This is a genomic window from Arthrobacter sp. DNA4, from assembly GCF_024362385.1.
Taxonomy (GTDB): domain Bacteria; phylum Actinomycetota; class Actinomycetes; order Actinomycetales; family Micrococcaceae; genus Arthrobacter.
The window spans coordinates 3,805,269-3,827,502 of sequence record NZ_CP101466.1; the positions used below are offsets into that span (position 1 = coordinate 3,805,269).

The window sequence follows — 22,234 nt, forward strand, 5'->3', positions numbered from 1 at the left end:
CAATGCCGTGCCAAACGGAGGGCCCTGCGGTGCGGGTGTCCCGCGCGGCAAAGATCGATGAATGATGAGGTTCACATGTCCCAGGACACTCCCAGCTCCACGGCCACCGTTCCCTCCGCTTCCGCCCAGTAAGCAGGTCAGCAAGGCCACCAGGGCGATGCCTTTGCGAACCTGCTGCATGAGACCCGGGCCTTCCCGCCTTCCCCGGAATTTGCGGCCGACGCCGTTGTCACCGCCGCCGAGTATGGGGAAGCGGATGCCGACCGGCCGGCGTTCTGGGCCAAGAAGGCCCGGGAACTGCTGACCTGGAGCAAGGACTTCACCCAGGCGCTGGACTGGTCCAATCCGCCCTTCGCCAAGTGGTTTGTGGGCGGTGAACTCAACGCCGCCTATAACGCCCTGGACCGGCACGTCGAGGCCGGCAACGGGGACCGCGTTGCCATCTACTTTGAGGGCGAACCCGGCGACACCCGTACCTACACCTACGCACAGCTGACCGAAGAGGTGAAAAAGGCGGCCAACGCCTTCGAGTCCCTGGGCGTGGCCAAGGGTGACCGCGTGGCCGTGTACCTGCCCATGATCCCGGAGGCCGTCATCACCATGCTGGCCTGTGCGCGGATCGGGGCCATCCACTCCGTGGTGTTCGGCGGCTTCTCCGCCGAAGCCCTGCGTTCCCGCATCGATGATGCGGAGGCCAAGCTGGTGGTCACTGCCGACGGCACCTACCGCCGCGGCAAGCCAAGCCCCCTGAAGCCGGCCGTCGACGACGCGCTGGCGCACAAGGGAGATGGAGACGGCCACACCGTGCAGAACGTGGTGGTGGTCAAGCGCAACGGCCAGGACGTGGACTGGCAGGAAGGCCGAGACCACTGGTGGGCGGACACGGTGGAAGCTGCCTCCGCCGAGCACACCGCCGTGGGCCACGATTCGGAACACCCGCTGTACATCCTCTACACCTCGGGCACCACCGGAAAGCCGAAAGGCATCCTGCACACCACCGGCGGCTACCTCACCCAGACGGCCTACACGCACCGGGCGGTCTTCGACCTCCATCCGGAAACGGACGTCTACTGGTGCACGGCCGACGTCGGCTGGGTCACCGGACACTCGTACGTCGCCTACGCGCCGCTCATCAACGGTGCCACCCAGGTGATGTACGAAGGCACCCCGGACTCCCCGCACCAGGGCCGCTGGTGGGAGATCGTGGAAAAGTACAAGGTCTCCATCCTCTACACCGCGCCCACCGCCATCCGGACCTTCATGAAGTGGGGTTCGGAGATCCCGGCGAAGTACGATCTCTCGTCGCTCCGCGTCCTGGGCTCAGTCGGTGAACCCATCAACCCCGAAGCCTGGATGTGGTACCGGAAGGTCATCGGCGGCGACAGGGCACCCATCGTCGACACCTGGTGGCAGACCGAGACCGGCGCGCAGATGATCGCCCCGCTGCCCGGGGTCACCGCCACGAAGCCCGGCTCCGCCCAGGTCCCGCTGCCCGGGATCGCCGTGGACGTGGTGGACGAAATGGGCGAATCGGTCCCCAACGGCCACGGCGGGTTCCTGGTCATCCGCGAGCCCTGGCCGTCCATGCTGCGCGGCATCTGGGGCGATCCCGAGCGGTTCAAGGACACCTACTGGTCGCGCTTCGAGAACATGTACTTCGCCGGGGACGGGGCCAAGAGGGACGAGGACGGCGACATCTGGCTGCTGGGCCGGGTGGATGACGTCATGAACGTCTCGGGGCACCGGCTCTCCACCACCGAGATCGAGTCCGCCCTGGTGAGCCATCCGGCCGTGGCGGAGGCCGCCGTCGTGGGTGCCACGGACGAAACCACCGGCCAGGCCGTGGTGGCGTTCGTCATCCTGCGCGGCGACGCCGCGAACAACGGTGACGCCACTGTCCAGGAACTGCGCAACCACGTGGGCAAGGAAATCGGGCCCATCGCCAAGCCCAAGAACATCCTGGTGGTGCCCGAACTGCCCAAGACCCGTTCCGGCAAGATCATGCGCCGGCTCCTCAAGGACGTGGCCGAGGGCCGCGATCCGGGCGACGCCACCACGCTCTCGGACCCCACCATCATGCAGCAGATCGCAGCGTCCCTGCGGAAGTAGGCATGGTTTGACGACGGCGCCGCCCGGCCTGGGTGGCGCCGTCGCCGTATGCTGGGAGCAAACCCCGCAACCCTCGATGAAGGAATCCGCTCACATGCTTGCAGCTGCCCGCCACCAGGCCATTGTGGATGCTGTCCAGCGGGAGCGGGTGGTGCGGGTTTCGGACCTGGCCGCGCAGCTGGGTGTGTCGCTGATGACGGTGCGGCGGGACATTGAGCAGCTTGAAGAGGGCGGGAAACTGGAGCGCATCCACGGCGGGGCGAAACTTCCCGGGGATACCAGTGCCCATGAGCCCGGTTTCGAGCTGAAATCCACACAGCTGACGGCGGAGAAGCGTGCCATTGCCGTGGCCGCTGCGGGGTTGGTGCAGGAAGGCATGGCGGTCGGCTTGAGCGCAGGCACCACCACGTGGGCGCTGGCCCGGGAATTAACCGGCGGCCCGCGCATCACCGTGGTGACCAATTCGATGCGGATTGCCGATCTCTTCCACCCCGGCGGGTCCACCGTGATCCTGATAGGCGGCGAACGCACGCCGTCGGACGCCCTGGTTGGCCCGATCGCCACCGGAGCCCTCAAGCAACTGCACCTGGACGTCCTGTTCCTGGGCGTCCACGGAATGGATGCAGACGCCGGGTTCACCACTCCAAACCTGCTCGAAGCCGAGACGGACCGTGCGTTCGTGGCAGCCGCACGGAAGACCGTGGTCCTTGCCGACCACACCAAGTGGGGCATGTTGGGCATCAGCTCCATCGCAGCACTCGATGACGTGGATGAGGTCATCAGTGATGCCGGGCTCAGCGCCGAGGCCCAGCGCGTCCTTGGCGAACGGGCCAAGCTGCGCGTAGTGCCCGTGTAAGCGCGGTCAGGCTGACCCGCGCCACATGATGGTGGTCTCGAGGACCCGCGGCGTACCCGGAAGCCCCTGAAGCTGCGCCAGGACGAGTTCAGCGGCGGTGCTCCCCAAAAGGTCAGCCGGCTGGCGGACGGTGGACAGCTGGGGCCTGCAGCGAAGGGCCCAGCTGCTGTCGTCGAAACCCACAATTCCCACATCCTCCGGGACCCGACGGTAAGCCTCCTGCAATGCCGTCATGGCCCCGGCCGCCACGGCATCCGAGGCCGCGAAAACTCCGTCCAGGTGGGGAGCGCGCAGGAGCAGTTCCTGCATTCCCTCCAGCCCGGCAGCGTAGGTGTACAAGGGGTACTCCACCACCAGGTTCGGGTCAAAGCGGTCGCCCATCGCGGCCCGGAAGCCGGCAAGCCGGTCCTTTCCCGAGTCGCGATCCAGGGCACTGGCGATCATGCCTACCTGTTCCCGCCCTGTTTCCAGCAGCCTTTTGGTGATGCTGCGGGCGGCCTCAACATTGTCAATGGCGGCGTACGGCAGCGCGGGGGTCCCTTCCGGGTGGCCTACAAAGGCCGCGGGCAAGCCAATGTCCGCTATGGCTGCCGCGATGGGGTCGGAGGCGCGCGCTGAGATGATGACGGCACCGTCAACCAGGCCGCCCCGGAGGTAGTCCGCCACCCTGCGGCTGTCGCGGTCCGAATCAATGATCAGCGAAACCAGTTGGTAGTCAGCCTTCGACAGCACCTCGTTGGCGCCCAGCAGGATGGAGCCAATATTGGGGTCTTCGAACAACAGCGAGTGGGGTTCGTGAATGATCAGCCCGATGGCCCGGGATTCCTGGGTGACCAGGTTGCGGGCAGCGTTGTTGCGGACGTATCCCACCCGGGCGATGGCTTCTTCCACGGCTTGTTTGGCCTCGTCGGAGACGTATTTTTCCCCGTTCATGACGCGTGAAACGGTCCCTCTGGAAAGCCCGGCAGCGTCCGCGACATCGTTGATGGTGGCGCGGCGGGCACGGGTGCGTGTCAGCGACATATTTGTACTGTAGCGGAGTCTGGACGGGGTACGTCTTCCCGCAGGCATTGACACGGCCCTCTCCGCCACCATACTCTGGGAACGTTCCCAGATGACCTGCATCACCATTCTCGATGCGTCTCTGGGAACGTTCACAGAGATCGTTGAGACAACTGCGTCCAAGAGTAGGGGCTTCCCCGTCTTGCACGTTGCCGCAAGCCGAAGGAGCAGGGTTGAGCCCCACCAAAACGTCAGTTGCCGAGCTTTCCGGGAACGGACAGCTCGTTTACGGCTGCGACTACAACCCGGAGCAGTGGGATCCCGCCGTCTGGCAGGAAGACGTCCGGCTCATGAAAGAGGCGGGGGTCAATCTCGTCGCGGTCAACATTTTTGGCTGGGCCGAACTGGAGTCCTCCCCGGGGACCTACTCCTTTGAACGTCTTGACCAGGTGTTGGATTTGCTGCACGCCAACGGCATCGGGGCAAACCTCGGCACCGGGACCTCATCCACCCCTGCATGGCTGACAACCCTGCATCCGGAAATCCTCCCGGAGTCCGCAGCAGGGGTCCGGGCATGGCCGGGCGGCCGTCAGGCATGGTGCCCGAGTTCCCCGCGCTACCGGGAGTATGCCCTTCGGCTGGTGGACGAAGTAGCACGACGGTACGGCACGCACCCTGGAGTGCGGCTGTGGCATGTTTCAAACGAGCTGGGATGCCACAACGCCCTCTGCTACTGCGATGTCTCCGCCGCCGCTTTCCGCACCTGGCTTGCCGCGCGTTACGGCACCCTGGAGGCACTCAACAGCGCCTGGGGCACCACGTTCTGGTCCCAGCGCTACTCGGCCTGGGAGCAAATCCTGCCCCCGCGAATCACGGTCTCCACCAACAACCCCACCCAGCTGCTCGACTTCCACCGCTTCAGCTCCGACGAACTGCTTGGCTACTACCAGGCGGAGGCGGACGTGCTGAGGAAGAACAGCAGCATCCCGGTCTCCACCAACTTCATGGTCGCCGCGCACATCCGCAACCAGGACTACTGGGCGTGGGCGCCCCACATGGACGTCATCGCCAACGACCATTACCTCGACCACCGGCTCGAGGACCCCACGGTGGAGCTGGCCTTCGCCGCAGACGCCACCCGCGGACTTGCCCAGGGCCAGCCCTGGCTGTTGATGGAACATTCCACCTCTGCTGTGAACTGGCAGCCCCGCAACATCGCCAAGGCCCCCGGCCAAATGCTCCGCAACTCGCTCACCCACCTGGCGCGCGGAGCGGACGGACTCTGCTTCTTCCAATGGCGGGCCTCCGTCCAGGGCAGCGAGAAATTCCATTCGGCCATGCTCCCCCACGCCGGGACAGACTCGCGGGTCTGGCGGGAAGTCAAAGAGCTCGGCCACATCCTCGAAATGCTCGCCGGGGTGGCCGTCACCACGGTGAAGGCCGAAGCTGCAATGGTTTTCAGCTGGGAAGCGTGGTGGGCCTACGACCAGGAGTCGCACCCTTCTTCGGACGTACGCTACCTGGACCAGGTGCACTCCCTCTACAAAGCGCTCTGGGAAAACGGCATCACGGTGGACATCGTGCCCCCCGGCTCCAATCTCTCAGGCTACAAGCTGGCACTGGTTCCCGGACTTTACCTCGTCCGGGAACAGGAATCGGCGGCCCTGGCAGACTTCGTCAGCAACGGAGGCCACGCTGTGGTTACCTATTTCAGCGGCATTGTCGACGAAAACGACACAGTACTGACCGGCGGCTACCCGGGCGCGTTCCGGGAACTCCTCGGCGTCCGCTCGGAGGAATTCCTGCCCATGCCGCCCGGACAGCTCCTGCCGCTGGATACCGGAGCCAAGGCCGCCCTGTGGGCCGAGGCCCTGCGCCTGGAGGGCGCGGAGGCAAAAGCATCCTTCACCGAGGGCCACCTCGCCGGCACCCCGGCAGTGACCCGCAACCGGTACGGCGCCGGGAACGCCTGGTACATCGGCACAGTGCTCGACTCCCAAGCCCTCCGCGAGGTTGTGGCCGGAGCCGCCGCCGAAGCCGGTGTCGCTGTGCAGGCAACCGCGGCAGGCCTGGAAGTCATTGCCAGGTCAGACGCGGAACACACGTACACCTTCCTTATCAACCACTCGGACGATGAGCACAAATACCCTGCACACGGATACGAACTGATCGCGGGGGAAGAAGTCTCCACGGCCGTCGTCATTCCTGCCGGCACCGTACGCGTCGTCCGCAGCAACAGCTCAGCACCCCCAACCACTGGCCGCATCACCGGCCTTAAGGATGATGAAAGTGACTAGACACCAAACTGCTCCGGCAATGGCCGCGGGGGCACCGCCAGCCCGGAAACCCAGGACGTCGGCCGCCCAGCGCCGCGCCGTCCTCCTGTTCGTTGCGCCGTTCGGCCTGCTCTTCCTGGCCTTCTATGCGGTGCCGATCGTCTTCGCCGTGGTGCAATCCCTCCTCACAGTGGAACGCAAGGGCACCTTCGGGCCTCCGCAACAGGTCTTCGGCGGACTCGTCCAGTACCAGCAGGTGTTCCAGAACACCGAATTCTGGGAATCCGTGGGCCGCGTCCTGCTCTTCGGAGTGGTCCAGGTGCCCATCATGCTTGGCCTTGCCCTCCTGTTTGCCTTGCTGCTCGATTCACCCCTGCTGAAGGGCAAGAAGTTCTTCCGGCTGGCGTTTTTCGCCCCCTACGCAGTACCGGGCGTTATCGCCGCGATCATGTGGGGCTTCCTCTACTCGCCCTCGCTTTCCCCCTTCGGCGCCGTTACGTCACAGGTGAACTTCCTCTCGGCAGACCTGGTCCTCTGGGCCATCGCAAACATCGTGACCTGGGTCTACGTCGGCTACAACATGCTGATCATCTACTCGTCGCTGCTGGCCATCCCCACGGAGATCTACGAGGCAGCAAAACTGGACGGCGCAAGCAACCTGCAGATCGCTTGGCGGATCAAGATACCGCTCGTGGTCCCGGCCATCATCCTTACCGGAGTGTTTTCCATCATCGGAACCCTCCAGCTCCTTGCCGAGCCGCAGACCCTTCGCAGCTTCAGTTCCGCCATCAGCAGCACGTTCACACCGAACCTCGCCGTCTACACAACAGCGTCGGTGCCGAACTACAGCCTGGCAGCAGCGTTCTCCGTGGTGCTGGCGCTGGCCACATTCGTTCTTTCCTTCGTCTTCCTCAAGGCGACCCAGCGGAAGGTTTCCCAGTGAGCGCAGCAACAGCCGTGACCACAACCAAGAAGACGGCCCCCGTATCCGGCAGCCCCCGGGGCCCACGGCACAGCATCATGTCCCGCGGTGCGGCGATGCTCATCATGGGTGTCTTCACGCTCTACTTCCTGACCCCCATCTGGTGGCTGCTGGTCTCCTCTTCGAAAACGGGAGGTGACATCACCGGAACGGCGCCGCTCTGGTTCACTGCGGACTCCATCTCCACGTTCTTTGCCAACCTTGGCAACCTCTTCACCTACAGCGACGGGGTCTTTGGCCGGTGGCTTTTGAACAGTGCGCTCTACGCCGGCCTCGGCGCCCTGCTGGGTACCGTCATCGCCGCCATGTGCGGCTATGCCTTGGCCAAGTACGAATTCCGCGGCCGGGAAGCCATCTTCAATGTCGTACTCAGCGGCGTGCTGGTGCCTGCCACAGCCCTGGCCCTCCCCCTGTTCCTGATCTTCAGCCAGGTGAAACTGACCAACACCCTCTGGGCCGTCTTCCTGCCCAGCCTCGTCAGCCCGTTCGGCGTCTATCTCGCGCGGATCTATGCCGCTGCCAGTGTTCCCACGGAACTGCTGGAGGCTGCACGCCTCGACGGTTCCTCGGAAGCCAGGACGTTCTTTACCGTGTCCACCCGCCTGATGGCGCCCGCCCTGGTCACCATCTTCCTGTTCCAGTTCGTCGCCATCTGGAACAACTTCTTCCTGCCCCTGATCATGCTGCGGGACCAGGCCCTGTTCCCGGTCACGCTGGGACTCTACGCATGGAACAGCCAAATCAGCCAGATTCCGGAGCTGCGGGTCCTGGTCATCGTGGGCGCCCTGGTGTCGATCCTTCCGCTCATCGCGACGTTCCTGGCGCTGCAGCGCTTCTGGAGCAGCGGCCTGGGCGCCGGAAGCGTCAAATAACCCCTGCAGATTCCCCCCATTACACGTCCCGCGGCGCCCCGCCCCGGGACACCCACCCCACTAATAAGGAATAGAAATGCGCGTGCGTTACGGAAAAGCCACTGCCGCCTTTGCCATAGTCTCGGCGCTGTCCCTTGCGGGCTGCTCCAGCGGCGGAAGCACCTCCGCGTCCCAGGACACGTCCTGCAAGCCCTCCTCCGGACCGGTCGAACTGTCATTCACCACCTGGGTACCCGGCATGGACAAGGTGGTGGACCTCTGGAACAAGGACCACCCGGACATCAAGGTAAAGGTCCAGACAGGCCCCAACGGCAACTCGGGCACATACCAGAACTTCTTCAACCAACTGCAGGCCGGTAACGCCCCGGACCTGGGCCAGATCGAATACGATGCGCTGCCCAACTTCCGGGTCCAGGACGGGCTGGAGAACATCGCGGCCTGTGAGGGAGTCGCAGGCGCAAAGGACAAGTTCGTCGACTGGACCTGGGGCCAGGTCACGTTCGGGGAGGACAAGGCCGTCTACGCGATCCCGCAGGACAGCGGTCCGATGGCGATGTTCTACCGGGCCGACCTCTTCAAGGAGGCGGGCATCAAGGTCCCCACCACATGGGACGAATACGCTGCAGCAGCTGAGCAGATCAAGGCCCGCGGCTCCTACATCACCAACTTCCCCCGCAGCGACGTCAACTGGTTCGCCGGCAATGTGTGGCAGGCAGGCGGGCAGTGGTTCTCCAACGCCAACGACAAGTGGGAGGTCAACCTGACCGGCAAGGAGTCCGAGAAGGTGGCCAACTACTGGCAGAAGCTCCTGGAGAAGGGCGAAGTATCCACCCTGCCCTCCTTCTCCGACGAGTGGAATGCCTCCTTCAACAAGGGCCAGCAGTGGACCTGGGTTTCTGCCGTATGGGGTGCCTCAACCCTGCAAAGCGGGGCGCCGGATACGGCCGGGAAGTGGGCGGTTGCCCCCATGCCGCAGTGGGAAGCCGGCGGAAAGGCCGCAGGCAACTGGGGAGGTTCCTCCACCGCAGTCCTGAAGGGCTCAAAGCACCCCTATGAAGCCTCCAAGTTCGCCCTGTGGTTGAACACCGATCCTGAAGCGCTGGCGCTGGCCAATAAGCTCGGCGGCCTCTACCCCGCCGCGAAGTCTGCCAAGGAACTCGGCGCCTTCTCCGGCGGCGTGGACTACTTCGGCGGCCAGAAGATCTACGACGTCTTCGCCGAAGCGTCCTCCAATGTGAACCCCAACTTCACCTGGGGGCCCACCATGACCAAGACGTACACTGACGTTTCCGACGGTTTCGGCAAGGCAACGGGCGGCAACGGTACCCTTCTGGATGCCCTCAAGAACGGTCAGGCGAAAACCATCGAAGCCCTGAAGTCGCAGTCCATCCCCGTCAAGGAGTAACTGCAAGGCTCTCCATGAGGGAAGATTCCCTCACAGTAAAGGTCACCATCCCCGCCGCCGCGGGATGGTGGCCTTGTTCCGGTAAACCGCCGAGCACATTCGACATCCCAGTAGGAGAAGTGATGGACCCCCTGTACCTCCGTTCCTACCAGCCTGCTGGTCAGCTTCGACAGCGGGGAGGCCGAGGTCATCCACTGGGGCGCCGACCTGGGAGCACACGTGCCGGACCTCGGCATCCTGGGCGCTCCCGTGGGGCATTCCTCCATTGACGCCCACGTCCCCGCCGGCCTCCTCCCCTCGGCCGCTTCCGCCTGGCGGGGCCTGCCGGCCCTGCGCGGCCATCGGATCACCGCCGACGCCGCCGGCTTCGATTTCTCGTCCCGCCTCCGCGTTACGTCCGTGAACACTGAGGGTGCCGCCGCCACCATCGTCCAGGCCGACGCCGACGCCGGGCTCAGCGTCTCGTCCTCCCTTAAGCTTCACGACGGCGGCCTGCTGGAACTGCGCCACACCGTCACCAATGATGGAACCACCCCGTTCCAGGTGGACGAGCTGGCCACCGTCCTCCCGGTGGCACCGGACGCCGTCGAGCTCCTGGACCTGACCGGGCGCTGGTGCCGGGAACGCCACCCGCAGCGGCACCGGATCCAGCAAGGCACCTGGGTCCGGACCGGCCGGCACGGCCGCACCGGCCACGATTCCTCCCTGCTGTTCGCCGCCGGCACCCAGGGCTTCGGCAACCGGCATGGCAAAGTCTGGGCGACGCACCTGGCCTGGAGCGGCAACCACGAACAGTTCGCGGACACCATCGGCGACGGCCGGACCATGATCGGCGGCTCGGAACTGCTGGGCCCGTCGGAAGCCACCCTGGAACCGGGTGGCAGCTACACCACCCCGGCACTGTTCGCCGCCTACTCGGACCGCGGCCTGGACGGCATCACCGAAGCCTTCTACAGCTGGTTCCGTTCCCGCCCCCACCACGTGCTGCCCGCAGCGTCCACCGGCCTGCCCGCAGGCAAACCGCGCCCCGTGGTGCTCAACACGTGGGAGGCGGTGTACTTTGACCACAACCTGGACACGCTGATTGAACTGGCGGAGTCCGCGGCCGACCTCGGCGTGGAGCGTTTCGTGCTTGATGACGGCTGGTTCCGTGGCCGCCGTGACGACCACGCCGGTCTGGGAGACTGGTATGTCGACGGGACCGTCTGGCCGGACGGGCTGGCCCCGCTGATCAACGCGGTCACCTCGCGCGGCATGGAGTTCGGGCTGTGGGTCGAGCCGGAAATGGTGAACCTGGACTCGGACGTCGCCAGGGCGCACCCGGACTGGATCGTGGGCCCCTCCGCCGCCGCGCACAAGGACGGCGGCCGGCTGCCCCTGGAGTGGCGCAACCAGCACGTCATCGACCTGGTGAACCCGGAGGCGTGGCAGTACGTCTTCGACCGGATCGATGCGCTCCTGGCCGGGAACAACATCAGCTACCTGAAGTGGGACCAGAACCGTGACCTGGCCGAACACGGCCACGCCGGCCGGTCGTCGGTCCACGCACAGACCCTGGCCGCGTACCGGTTGTTTGACGAACTCCGGAAGGCCCACCCCGGCGTCGAAATTGAGAGCTGCTCGTCCGGCGGCGGACGTGTCGACCTGGGCATCCTGGAGCGGACGGACCGCGTCTGGGCTTCCGACTGCAACGACGCGCTGGAGCGGCAGACCATCCAGCGCTGGACCGGCGCGGTGGTTCCGCCCGAACTGATGGGCAGCCACATCGGCCCCACCACCTCGCACACCACGGCCCGCACCCACGACCTGTCCTTCCGGGCCATCACGGCACTGTTCGGACATTTCGGCATGGAATGGGACATCCGGGGCGTCCAGGGCAAGGATCGCGAAGAGCTGCGGCGCATCGTGGGACTGTACAAGGAGCACCGGGACCTGATCCACAGCGGCCGCCGGGTCCACGCCGACCTCTCCGACGACTCATTGCTCCTGCACGGCGTGGCAGCCGGCCCTGCCGGGGAAAGCATTGAAGTGCAGAAAGGAACGACGGCGGCGCTGTTCGCCCTGGTCAGCACGCGCACCTCGGCCGCCGAGGCCCCCGGCAGGATCGGCATCCCGGGGCTCGACGCCGGCCGCAGCTACCGGGTGGAAGTGCTCTTCCCCACCCAGGATGACGCCGACTACGCCCACACGTACACGCAGGCCGAGCCGCCCGCCTGGGTGGCCGGCGGCGCAGAAGCCAGCGGCAGGTTCCTGGCAGAAGTGGGGCTGCCCATGCCCATCCTCAACCCGGAGCACGCAGTACTGCTGAAGGTCACAGCGCTCCAGCCGGTTCCCGGCGCGCATTCTTCGTAAGAATGCGCGGCGGGGAGGGCCAACCGATAGATTTGCAGTCATGACTGAAGCCTCCTCCACTGTCGAAGCCGGCCGCGGCACCATCCTCGTCATCAATGGCCCCAACCTGAACATGCTGGGTACGCGGGAGCCGGAAAAGTACGGCACCTCCACCCTTGCCGACGTCGAACAGCTGGCTGCGGCCGCCGGGAAGAACCACGGATTCGCCGTGGAGTGCGTCCAGTCCAACCATGAAGGCGTCCTGCTGGACGCCATCCACTCAGCGCGGGGCGCCGCCGTGGGAATCGTCCTCAACGCGGGCGCCTTCACGCACACCTCCGTGGCACTTCGGGACGCCCTGGCAGCCGTGCAGCTTCCCGCCGTCGAGGTTCACATCACCAACGTGCACCAGCGGGAGGAATTCCGGCACCACTCCTACCTGTCGCCGGTCTGCGCGGCAGTAATCGTGGGCGCTGGAGTGTTCGGCTACAAGCTCGCCATCGACTACCTGGCCGAGGTCCTGTAGCCGGAGCGACGCGGTGCCCTCACGTCTGGATGCAGTGCCCTATTTTTGGATGCACTGCCCGGAGGAGACGGGCGAGGACAGCGACGTCGCCTGCTCCGCGACGGGGTCCAGGTCATTCATGGTGATGGCGAACCCCACCTCGGCGTCCGAGGTTGCCTTGGCGAAGATTACGCCTGCCACCTGGCCGTCGGTGGTGAGCAGCGGGCCGCCGGAATTGCCCGGCTGGACGTCCCCGGCAAGGCGGTAGATGTCCTCCGGCGCGGGATTGTTGCCGTAGATGTCCGGGACGAGGACGGTGGCGATGTCCTGGACGGTGGCGGGCTTGGACTGGAACGGGCCGCCGTGCGGGTACCCGGCGAACGCAGCCTGGCTGCCCCCGGGCAGGTCGCGGCTCAGTTGCAGCGGCTGGGACGGCAGGTTGTCCACGGCCAGGACTGCAAGGTCGCGCCGGGTATCGAAGTAGACCACCCGTCCGGGCATTGCGCCGCCGTCGGGCATTTCCACCACCGGCTGCGACACACCCGCAACCACGTGCGCGTTGGTTACCACGCGGTCTTCCGAGACCACGAAGCCACTGCCGGTCTGGTTCTGGCCGCATTCATAGGCCGTGCCCGCGATCCTCAGGACGGACTGGGCAGCCCTGTTGAGTGCGGGTGTATTGGTGCTGGTGTTGGGCACCTGGACGGCCTGGCCCTGGTCCAGCCCTTCGAGCAGCGTGGGGATGCCGTTGCCGATCACCGTGGACCGCAGCTCCGCCATGGTGGCCTTGACCGGGGTAGGCGTCAGCCCGTCGATGAAGCGGATCACCTTGGATTCAGCCAGCTGCTGGGACACCACGGGCACGCCGAGGGAGCTGACGCTGAATGCCAGCATGGACATCACCAGGGCGGAGACTACAAGGTTCAGCGCCCCGCCCACCAGCCGGTCCACCGCCCGGAGCGGCCTGATCCGCACCACGCCGCGGAGTTGGCGCCCCACCATGGTTCCCAGGCCGTGCCCCAGTGCCATCAGGACGACGGCGGCAGCGATGATGGCGGTGAGCCTCCACCCGGAGTCCTCAACGAAGGTGCTGACCAGCGGGACGGCAAAGAAAGCGGCGATGGCACCGGCGGCAAAGCCTGCGAGGCCACCGACAGTGACCAGGAACCCATTACGGAGGCCGTAGACGAGGTATGACAGCAACGCCAGGATCAGGACAACGTCCAGGACAGTCAGGCCGACCACAAAGGCTCCTTATTTACAGTTGAACCCCCATTCTAGTGGCGGACGCTGACAATCTTCTGTGGGGTGCAGCGGCCTCCGGCGGACCGTCAGCGGGCCGCCTGCGGGCGTTTCCCATGCCAAGTTCGTCACAGAACCTTGAAAATTCTGAAACAATGGCAAAAGCGCCCACAGCCGATACTTTTACTCAGGAGATTTCATGGACATCGAGGTACTGCGCCGAGCACCCCTTTTCGCCACGCTCGACGACGACGCATTCCGGCTGCTGACGGACGAACTCACCGAGGTGGACCTTTCCCGCGGCGCATCAGTGTTCCGTGAAGGTGACCAGGGTGACCAGCTGTACTTCATCGTCTCCGGCAAGGTGAAGCTCGGCCGCACGTCCCCGGACGGCCGCGAGTCGCTCCTGGCCATCCTCGGCCCCGGCGAGCTCTTCGGCGAGATGGCGCTGTTTGATCCCAGCCCCCGCACCGCCACAGCCACCGCGGTGTCCGAAACCCGGCTGGCCGGGCTCAAGAACGAGAGCCTGAACGCCCTGCTGCGCACCCGCCCCGAGGTCTCGGCCCAGCTGCTGCAGGCCCTGGCCCGCCGCCTGCGCCGCACCAACGACTCCCTCTCGGACCTCGTCTTCTCGGACGTCCCGGGCCGCGTGGCCAAGGCCCTGCTGGACCTTGCCGACCGCTTTGGCCGTCCGGCCACCGACGGCGTCCTGGTGGCGCACGAGCTCACGCAGGAAGAACTGGCACAGCTGGTGGGTGCCTCCCGCGAAACCGTCAACAAGGCCCTGGCCGAGTTTGTCCAGCGTGGCTGGCTCCGGCTCGAGGCCCGCGCCGTGGTGATCCTGGACATGCAGCGCCTCCGCCAGCGCTCCCGCTAGGACCATACAGAAAAGGCCGCCCCACGGGGCGGCCTTTTTTGTTGCGCGGATGCGGGAGTCAGTTCTTCACCACGTCCAGTTCGACGACGGCCCACGACAACGCAGGAAGGCTGAGCCGCAGCTCAGAGCCGTTTGCCTTGGCACCCTCCAGCGGCTTCAGGCCCACGCGGTCCTGGTTATCCTGGTTGTTGATGGTGAAGCGGTCGCCGCCGTCAGGGATTTCCAGTACTTCCGCCCTGACCACCCGCTGTGCGTCGAAGCCCCGCAGGCTGACCTCCACGTCCGCCGCCTCCTCGAGCCCGCGGTTGGCGAGGAATAAGGCCACCCGGCCCGTCTCCTCATTCCAGGTGGCGCTGACATCGACCAGGTCCGTATCGCCAAACCGGGTATTGGTGTACTTGTCGGAGTCGACGGACAACCGCAGGATCTGGCCCTTCGCCAGTTCCGCCATCCTGGAGAACGGGTGGAAGATTGTTTGCCGCCAGGCCGGACCGTTCTCCTCGCTGAAGATGGGGGCGATGACGTTGACCAGCTGCGCCTGGTTGGCGATCTTTACCCGGTCGCCGTGCCGGAGCAGCGAGTTAAGCAACGTTCCGACGACGACGGCGTCCGTGACGTTGTACTTGTCCTCGATGACCCGCGGGTGTTCACGCCAGCCGGCCTTGGTCACGTTGTGCGGCTGGTCCTCCGTGTCCAGGCCCCGCTGGTACCAGACGTTCCATTCGTCGAAGGACAGGTTGATGTGCTTCTTGTGCTTGCCCTTGGCCCGGACCGCGTCGGCGGTGGCAATGATCGATTCGATGAAGTAGTCGGTGTCGACGGCGCTGGCCAGGAAGCTGCCGACGTCCCCGTCATGCTCCTGGTAGTAGGCGTGCAGTGAAACATAGTCGACTTCGTCGTAGGCGTGGGTCAGGACGGTCTGCTCCCAGGCTCCGAACGTGGGCATCCGTGAGTTGGAGCTTCCGCAGGCCACCAGTTCGATGTCCGGGTCGACGAACCGCATGGCCTTGGCCGCCTCCTGGGCCAGCTTACCGTACTCTTCCGCCGTCTTGTGGCCGATCTGCCAGGGGCCGTCCATTTCATTGCCCAGGCACCAGAGCTTGATGTTGAAGGGGTCCTTGTGGCCGTTTTTGGCGCGCAGGTCCGAAAGGCGGGTGCCGCCCGGGTGGTTGGCGTATTCGACGATGGCGCGGGCGGCGTCCACTCCCCGGGTGCCCAGGTTGATGGCTTCCATAATTTCGGTACCGGCCTGGCGGGACCAGTCCACGAACTCGTGAAGGCCGAAGGCGTTGGTTTCCAGGGTGTGCCAGGCCCCGTCAAGCCTGCGCGGCCGGTCTTCGCGGGGGCCAATTCCGTCTTCCCAGTCATAGCCGGAGACGAAATTGCCGCCGGGATAGCGGACCACGGTGGCGCCGAGCTCCTTGACGAGCTTGAGGACGTCCTGGCGGAAGCCGTTTTCGTCGGCCTCCGGGTGGCCCGGTTCGTAGATGCCGGTGTAGACGCAGCGGCCCATGTGCTCCACGAAGGAGCCAAAAAGGCGCCGGGGCACTTCGCCGATGGTGAAGTCGCGGTCGAGGGTGATTCTGGCGCGGGACATAAGAATGATCTCCTTGGTTGAACTTCAGGCAGGTGGTGGAAAGCGAAGGTGGGCGTCAGGTGCCGGCGAGTCCCGTCGTCGCAACGCCCTTGATGATCTGGCGCTGGAAGAACAGGAAAAGCAGGATCAGTGGCAGGGCCGCGAGCAACGCGGACGCCATGTTCTGGGCGTACTGGATGCCGTAGGCGCTTTTGATGGTCTGCAGCCCCACGGGGAGGGTCAGGACGGACCCGTCGTTGGTGGCGATGAACGGCCAGAGGAAGTTGTTCCAGGCGCCGATGAACACGAAGATTGCCACGGCCGCGAGGATGGGGCGGGACAGCGGAAGGATGACCTGGAGGAAGATCCGCATCCGGCTGGCGCCGTCCATGACCGCGGCTTCTTCGAGTTCCCGCGGGATCTGGTCGAAGAACTTCTTGAGCACGAACACCATGGCGGGGTGGATGACCTGCGGCAGGATGATGGCCCAGGAGGTATCGATCATGTGCAGTGCCACCATTTGGTAGAACAGCGGAATGATCAGGACCGGCGGTGGAACGATGATGGACGCGATGATCACGGTCATCAGGACCTTCTTGCCCCGGAAGTCGATGCGGGACAGCGCGTAGGCCACCAGCGCTGAGATGACCAGCGTGATCACTGTGATGGCTGCCGAGGTGTACAGGGAGTTCCAGGTCCAGAGCGGGATGTTGCCGTCCTGGAACACCTTGACGAACGCATCGGCGGTGAAGCCCGACGGCGGGATCCAGCTGATCTTCGGAGCGGCGGCATCAGTTTCGCTCTTGAAAGCGGTGACGGTTGCCCAGGCGAAGGGCACCATCCAGAGGACGGCCAGCAGGGCGGCGACTGCCAGGACCGCAACGCGGCCGGGGCTCATCCTGCGGCCGTTCCTGCCGCCGCGCGGACGGCGTGGAACCGGGCGAGGGTTTCAGTTGCCATGGCTATGCACTCCTGCGGCGGGTGATGAGGAACTGGATGACCGAAACCGCCACGATCAGTCCGAAGAAGATGTAGGAGATGGCTGCCGAGTAGCCCAGGCGGTATCCGGTGAAGCCGGTTTCGAAGATGTACTGCACCACAGGCCGGGTGGCGCCGCCGGGGCCGCCGGCTGTCATTTGGTAGACCTGGTCGAAAATCTTCAGCGACGCCAGGATCTGGAGGAGCACGATCATCACAGTGGTGGGGGCCAGCTGCGGCAGGGTGATGGAGAAGAACTGCCGCCAGGCACCGGCCCCGTCCAGCGACGCCGCCTCATAATGCTGGGCGGGGATGTTCTGCATCGCCGCCAGGTACAGGAGGAAGTTGAAGCCCACCGTCCACCACAGTGTGGCGATGACGATCGCCCACATCGCGACGCCGGGGTCGTTCAGCCACGCAACTTTCGGCAGCCCTATTTTGGCCAGCGAGTCGTTGATCAGGCCCAGCTGGGGGTTGTACATCCAGGTGAAGAACAGGGAGACAACAGTGGAGGCCAGCAGGTACGGGGCAAAGTAGGAAAGCCGCCACAGCCATTGCGCGGGCAGTCCGACATTGACCAAGGCGGCCATGACCAAGGCAACGACCACCAGCGGGACAGTGCTGATGACCGTGAAGTAGAGGGTGTTGCCCAGCGAATGCCACATGTCGGAGTCGGCGAGGGCTTCGCTGTAGTTCGCCAGCCCAATCAGGCTGTCGTTGGCGCCGGTAAGGGACTTGCCGGTCAGGCTCATGTACAGCCCGTAAAGGAGGGGCCAGACGAGGAAGACCAGGAAGAATGCCAGGAACGGGGCGGCAAAGGCCCAGCCGTTGAGGTTGTCCCGGCTTCCCTGGGAACGGGACCCGGCGGTCCTGGACCCCGCCTGCCTGGACATTCTTTGGCGGGACAGCCCGGGCAGCGGGCCCGCCGCCCCGTCGTTGTTGTGTGATGTTGCTACGGAACTCATTTGGACTCCTGTGTCGCTTGGCGGTTCAAACCGGGTTGGGACGGGAAAGCAGGGTGTTGGTGCGCCGCACGAAGGCATCCCAGCCATCAGTTGCCTTGTCGCGGCCCAGGAGCACGTTCTGCACGGTCTCCGCAAAGTACGTTTGCCAGTCGGAGCCCGATCCGCTGAACCAGGCCTCCGGGTCGTAGGCGATGATGTCTGCAGCGTTGGCGTAGTGGATCTGGGGCGTGAGTTCGCGGTAGGCCTGGGACTGCACCACCGGCTGGTAGGCGGGGATATGTCCTGCCTCGGCCCAGGACAGCGAGCCTTTGAGGATGTCGCTGACGAATTTGTAGACGTCGCGGCGCTTGGCGTCATCGACGTTCAGCTGCCGGGGAAGCACGAAGGAATGCGAGTCAGCGTAGGCGGCTTGCGTTCCGAACAGCGTGGGGATGGTGGCGGCGTCAACGGGCAGGTTTGCCTTCTTAAAGGTGGGAAGCTCCCAGACGCCGCTGAAGAGCATGCCTGCTCCTCCCCGGGCGAATTCCGCGATACCGGTGCTGATGTCGCCGCTTTGCGCCGCGATGGTGTCATCGAACAGTGAGGTCATGAACTCGAGGGACTCAACGGCGGCCTCGTTGTCGGCCACCATTGGTTTGCCGGGGGTCAGTTCCATGCTTGCCCCGTGCTGCCGGTAGAGGGTGTAGAAAAGGCGCCACATCTGTGACCCGCTGCCGAGGTACCCGAAGGACAGACCGTGCGCCTGGGTCACTTTCTGCATTTCCCGCGCGATGCTGATGAATTCCTGCGGGGACTTCGCCTCCTGCAACTGCCCGTTGCTGCCAAGCAGTCCTGCCTTTCCCGCCACGTCACGGTTGTAGAACATGACAAAGGGGTGCGAATCCAGGGCGATGGAGAAGACTTTGCCGTTGTTTTGGCTCTTGTCCCAGATCCTGGGCGCGAAGCTCTGGCTGGTGACCCCGAACTCTGACAACAGGTCCAAGTCCCACGGGTCGATCAGGCCTCCGGGCGCATAGCCGGGAACGCGGCTGGCATGCATGATGGCCAGCTGCGGGGGACGGCCACCGGCAGATGCCATGGCCAGCTTGGTGTAGTACGGCGGCCCCCAGGCAAGGACGGTCGGGTGCACCTTGAACTCGGGGTTGGCGTCATTCACCTTGCTGATCATGTTCTGCATCTTGATGCCGTCACCACCGGAAAGGAGATGCCAGAACTGGATATCCCTGGGGGCCGCCGCGGAGGCATTTCCGCCGCACCCGGACAGGGCAGCCGCGGCGAACACGCTTCCCAACGCTGCGGTTCCGGACAACAGCCGGCGCCTTGACAGCTGCCTGCCTTCGAAAAACTCAAACTGCTTCACCCGTCACTCCTTTGGATGGGTCCGCTGAAAGTCATTTCCGTGCCACAAACGGTTGTTGCTGCCTGTCCGCAGCCACTGTCCCGAAGGACCTGCTGTGACGCACGCCTCACATTACATCGATGTAATGACTACCGCAATGGAAAATTGTTAGCGTTCTCAAAGTGACGCGCCGCTCTCGCTTAGGAGCCCGAAGGTGTGGCAAAAGATGAAGCGTGGGAGGCCGTACTCTCCCGTTCCACGATCCGGTAATCGATGGCCACAACCCGCTGTGGGCCTTCGCGGTCGCCCATGCGTTCTGTCAGGAGGCGCAATGCCTCCCTGGCCACCTGGCGCTTGTCGAAGGAAACAGTGGTCAGCGATGGCACTGCGTATTGAGCGTCGGCAATATCGTCAAAACCGGCAACGGCCACATCGTCCGGAACCCTGATCCCGCGTTTCCACAGCACGCTGAGTGCTCCGATGGCCATGGAGTCAGTGAAGCAGAACAAGGCCTCGGGAAGCGGGCGCGAGTCAAGATAGGTGGACAGCGCTTTCGCCGCTGTGTCCGGGCTCCATTTTTCGCAGGGGATGATCAGGGAGTCATCCCGGGCAATGCCAAGTTCTTTGAGTGCCGCATGGTAACCACGGGTGCGGAGGACGGCCGCAGCCGAGCCTCGGCCTTCCGCGGCACCCAACACTGCGATACGCCGCCTGCCGGTCCTGCCGAGCGCCAGTGTCATGTCGCGGGCGGCGGCGACGCTGTCCACCCACACCCGGTCGGCCAGCTTCTGGGACACTTCCCCAAGCAGGACCACTGGCGGCAGGGCAACGCCCACTTTGACGGCACTCTCGTCCAGCACCACCGGGTTGAGGATGAGCCCGTCTATCAAGTTGGACCGCGCGCGGGACATCAACTCGTACTCGCGGGTGGGATCGGACCCTGTCTCCTCGATCTGCACGCTCCAGCCCTGTTCATGGGCTACTTCCACCACGCTGTGCGCAATTTCAGCGGAATAAGGCGTGCCCAGGTCAGGCAATGCCAGGGCAATGACGCCAGACCTGCCGTTGCGCAATCCCCGGGCTGAGAGGTTCGGGACGTAATCCAGTTCCGCCATTGCCTGCTCCACCTTGAACCTGGTGGGGCCGCTGACCGGAACAATTCCGTTCATGACGTTCGAAACCGTCTTTGGCGAAACCCCCGCGAGGCGCGCGACGTCCTTAACCGTTGCGCGCAAACGCGCCCCCTTGCTCCCGGTGTGGCTGTGGTGACGAGTTTATACTCCGGCCCGGCAAAGCATCAGCGCTCGCGCTGGTGGTCTCCCGCCACGGTCTTGGCTGCCTCGACTTCGAGCATGAGCCTGCCGTCCTCTTCAACCAGGGACGGCTGGTACACGTGCGGCTTGCGCTTGTAGCTCAGATAGGCGATGCAGCCGTTGGCCGTCGCCATCTTCTCGAGCATGATTTCGGAACCCGGGACAAGCAGTTCGCCCAGCGGACGGCCCACGGTGTTCTCCTGGCCGGCCTCGTCACCGAGCTTGCTGGTGTTGCGCTCCTGGACCACCTCCGCGGCGTTGACCCACCTGCCCCACACGCCTTTGCCCTCAAGCAGCGAGGGTTCCTGGCCAAGAGGCTGGGTGGCGGCGAAGTAGCGGGTGTCGAACCTGCGGTGTGCAAAGTCGGGGCTGCACCAGTTGACCAGTGACTTGAGCAGGTCGGTCCGCAGGGAGAGCCCGCGCTTTCCCAGCACCTGGGCCAGGGTCTTCTCCTGGTCCGCAACCGCGACGCGCGCACGCATCCATTCGGAGGTCGACGTCGCTTCGACTGTATTGGACATGTCCGGACCGGCCAGCAGGATGCCGGTTTCCTCGAAGAGCTCCCGGATGGCGCCCACCACGTGGCGCCGCGCCAGCCCGACGTCGTCCGTTCCCATTTGCTCAGCCCAATGCTGCGGCGACGGGCCCAGCCAACCCATGGGCTCGTCGTCGGACGGGTCAAGGGACCCGCCGGGGAAGGCGAGGACCCCCAGCGGCGAAGAGCCGGGCCGGTAACCCAGCCACGTCTCCAGGCCGGTGGGGGAATCACGCAGGAGGACTACGGATGATGCGTAACGGGCGGCCCTGGGGGTCCGCTCGCCGTGTTCGAGCCAGCTTTGTGCTGCCCCTTCAAGATCCTGGGGCAGTGCAAAAAGGCGTCGTGCGAGGTGCGGCAAGGGAAGTGTCCGGTCTTAGCTGAATTCGGCGATCAGCTCGACCTCTACGGGAGAGTCGAGCGGAAGAACGGCAACGCCGACGGCGGAACGTGCGTGCTGCCCGGCGTCGCCAAGGACGCGGCCCAGCAGTTCCGAGGCGCCGTTGACGACCGCGGGCTGGCCCGTGAACGTCGGGTCCGAGGCGACGAATCCCACAACTTTAACGATGCGGGTGATGCGGTCAAGGTCCCCGATGACGCTCTTGACGGCGGCCAGTGCGTTGACCGCGCAGACAGCCGCGTAGCGCTGGGCGTCCTCCGGGGAAACGGTGGGCTCCTCGGCGAACCCTTCCGTACCGGCGGACACCTTGCCCGTAGCTTCGAGTTTGCCGTTAATAAACGGCAGCTGGCCCGAGGTGTAGACGTGGCTGCCGGAGACGACGGCGGGAACGTAGGAGGCCACCGGTGCGGCAACCTCGGGAAGGGTGAGGCCAAGTTCAGCGAGGCGCTGCTCGACGGCGGATACCGGCGCCGTTGCGGCGCTGGACTGGGCTTCTGCGGGGGTGCTCATGCTACTGCTTCTCCCTCTTGAGGTAGGCGACAAGGCCGTTGCCGTCAGGTCCGGGGACTACCTGGACGAGCTCCCAGCCGTCCTCTCCCCACTGGTCCAGGATCTGCTTTGTGGCGTGGATGATGAGCGGAATCGTCGCGTACTCCCATTTGGTCATGAGA

Annotated in this window: 17 protein-coding genes and 2 pseudogenes; 9 read left to right on the top strand and 10 right to left on the bottom strand. The window is 65.0% G+C overall.

Annotation, left to right across the window (positions count from 1 at the left end):
* Positions 1–171: 171 nt before the first annotated feature.
* The gene (gene acs, locus NMQ03_RS17615; RefSeq protein ID WP_255175658.1) at positions 172–2,109 is read left to right on the top strand and encodes an acetate--CoA ligase; all 1,938 of its coding nucleotides are present in this window, start codon (positions 172–174) and stop codon (positions 2,107–2,109) included.
* Positions 2,110–2,203: 94 nt separating this feature from the next.
* The gene (locus NMQ03_RS17620; RefSeq protein WP_255173257.1) at positions 2,204–2,965 is read left to right on the top strand and encodes a DeoR/GlpR family DNA-binding transcription regulator; all 762 of its coding nucleotides are present in this window, start codon (positions 2,204–2,206) and stop codon (positions 2,963–2,965) included.
* Positions 2,966–2,971: 6 nt separating this feature from the next.
* Here the strand turns inward: NMQ03_RS17620 and NMQ03_RS17625 are convergent, their stop codons facing one another.
* Positions 2,972–3,988 (bottom strand): LacI family DNA-binding transcriptional regulator, encoded by a 1,017-nt coding sequence (locus NMQ03_RS17625; protein WP_255173258.1) that lies wholly within the window; start codon positions 3,986–3,988, stop codon positions 2,972–2,974.
* A 212-nt stretch (positions 3,989–4,200) separates the two neighbouring features.
* On the opposite strand from NMQ03_RS17625, the gene NMQ03_RS17630 reads away from it, so the two are divergent.
* From NMQ03_RS17630 to aroQ, 6 genes and pseudogenes are all read left to right on the top strand, one after another.
* Positions 4,201–6,264, top strand: coding sequence for a beta-galactosidase (locus NMQ03_RS17630; RefSeq protein WP_255173259.1), 2,064 nt, complete (start codon positions 4,201–4,203; stop codon positions 6,262–6,264).
* Between the two features lie 19 nt (positions 6,265–6,283).
* A complete protein-coding gene (locus NMQ03_RS17635) occupies positions 6,284–7,186 on the top strand; it encodes a carbohydrate ABC transporter permease (protein WP_236560973.1) in 903 nt (300 codons plus the stop codon).
* A 77-nt stretch (positions 7,187–7,263) separates the two neighbouring features.
* Positions 7,264–8,097 carry a carbohydrate ABC transporter permease gene (locus NMQ03_RS17640; protein ID WP_255175659.1) on the top strand — a complete coding sequence of 278 codons (834 nt, stop codon included), beginning with the start codon at positions 7,264–7,266 and terminating at the stop codon, positions 8,095–8,097.
* Positions 8,098–8,173: 76 nt separating this feature from the next.
* Positions 8,174–9,502 (top strand): ABC transporter substrate-binding protein, encoded by a 1,329-nt coding sequence (locus tag NMQ03_RS17645; protein WP_255173260.1) that lies wholly within the window; start codon positions 8,174–8,176, stop codon positions 9,500–9,502.
* 122 nt (positions 9,503–9,624) lie between these two features.
* Positions 9,625–11,854, top strand: a pseudogene (locus NMQ03_RS17650) (alpha-galactosidase).
* Positions 11,855–11,894: 40 nt separating this feature from the next.
* Positions 11,895–12,359, top strand: coding sequence for a type II 3-dehydroquinate dehydratase (gene aroQ, locus NMQ03_RS17655; protein WP_255173261.1), 465 nt, complete (start codon positions 11,895–11,897; stop codon positions 12,357–12,359).
* A gap of 39 nt (positions 12,360–12,398) precedes the next feature.
* On the opposite strand, the gene NMQ03_RS17660 is transcribed toward aroQ, so the two are convergent.
* Positions 12,399–13,583 (bottom strand): MarP family serine protease, encoded by a 1,185-nt coding sequence (locus NMQ03_RS17660; RefSeq protein WP_255173262.1) that lies wholly within the window; start codon positions 13,581–13,583, stop codon positions 12,399–12,401.
* 196 nt (positions 13,584–13,779) lie between these two features.
* Here NMQ03_RS17660 and NMQ03_RS17665 point away from each other — a divergent pair, with 196 nt between their 5' ends.
* Positions 13,780–14,457: a Crp/Fnr family transcriptional regulator gene (locus NMQ03_RS17665; protein WP_011775987.1), complete on the top strand. Its 678-nt coding sequence runs from the start codon at positions 13,780–13,782 to the stop codon at positions 14,455–14,457.
* 58 nt (positions 14,458–14,515) lie between these two features.
* On the opposite strand, the gene NMQ03_RS17670 is transcribed toward NMQ03_RS17665, so the two are convergent.
* The 8 genes and pseudogenes from NMQ03_RS17670 to NMQ03_RS17705 form a co-directional block, all read right to left on the bottom strand.
* On the bottom strand, positions 14,516–16,054 hold the full coding sequence (locus NMQ03_RS17670; protein WP_255173263.1) for an alpha-N-arabinofuranosidase: 1,539 nt from the start codon (positions 16,052–16,054) through the stop codon (positions 14,516–14,518).
* 55 nt (positions 16,055–16,109) lie between these two features.
* Positions 16,110–16,934: pseudogene (locus NMQ03_RS17675) on the bottom strand (carbohydrate ABC transporter permease); the annotation flags it as partial.
* A gap of 61 nt (positions 16,935–16,995) precedes the next feature.
* Positions 16,996–17,904, bottom strand: a complete 909-nt coding sequence (locus tag NMQ03_RS17680; protein ID WP_159635166.1) for a carbohydrate ABC transporter permease — start codon at positions 17,902–17,904, stop codon at positions 16,996–16,998.
* A 97-nt stretch (positions 17,905–18,001) separates the two neighbouring features.
* The gene (locus tag NMQ03_RS17685) at positions 18,002–19,336 is read right to left on the bottom strand and encodes an extracellular solute-binding protein (RefSeq protein WP_255173264.1); all 1,335 of its coding nucleotides are present in this window, start codon (positions 19,334–19,336) and stop codon (positions 18,002–18,004) included.
* Positions 19,337–19,515: 179 nt separating this feature from the next.
* Entirely contained in the window at positions 19,516–20,550 is a 1,035-nt protein-coding gene (locus NMQ03_RS17690; RefSeq protein ID WP_255173265.1) for a LacI family DNA-binding transcriptional regulator, read from the bottom strand.
* 62 nt (positions 20,551–20,612) lie between these two features.
* Positions 20,613–21,524, bottom strand: coding sequence for an NUDIX hydrolase (locus NMQ03_RS17695; RefSeq protein WP_255173266.1), 912 nt, complete (start codon positions 21,522–21,524; stop codon positions 20,613–20,615).
* A gap of 15 nt (positions 21,525–21,539) precedes the next feature.
* Positions 21,540–22,073 (bottom strand): RidA family protein, encoded by a 534-nt coding sequence (locus NMQ03_RS17700; RefSeq protein WP_255173267.1) that lies wholly within the window; start codon positions 22,071–22,073, stop codon positions 21,540–21,542.
* A gap of 1 nt (position 22,074) precedes the next feature.
* The gene (locus NMQ03_RS17705) at positions 22,075–22,230 is read right to left on the bottom strand and encodes a DUF4177 domain-containing protein (protein WP_009359196.1); all 156 of its coding nucleotides are present in this window, start codon (positions 22,228–22,230) and stop codon (positions 22,075–22,077) included.
* Between the last annotated feature and the right edge of the window lie 4 nt (positions 22,231–22,234).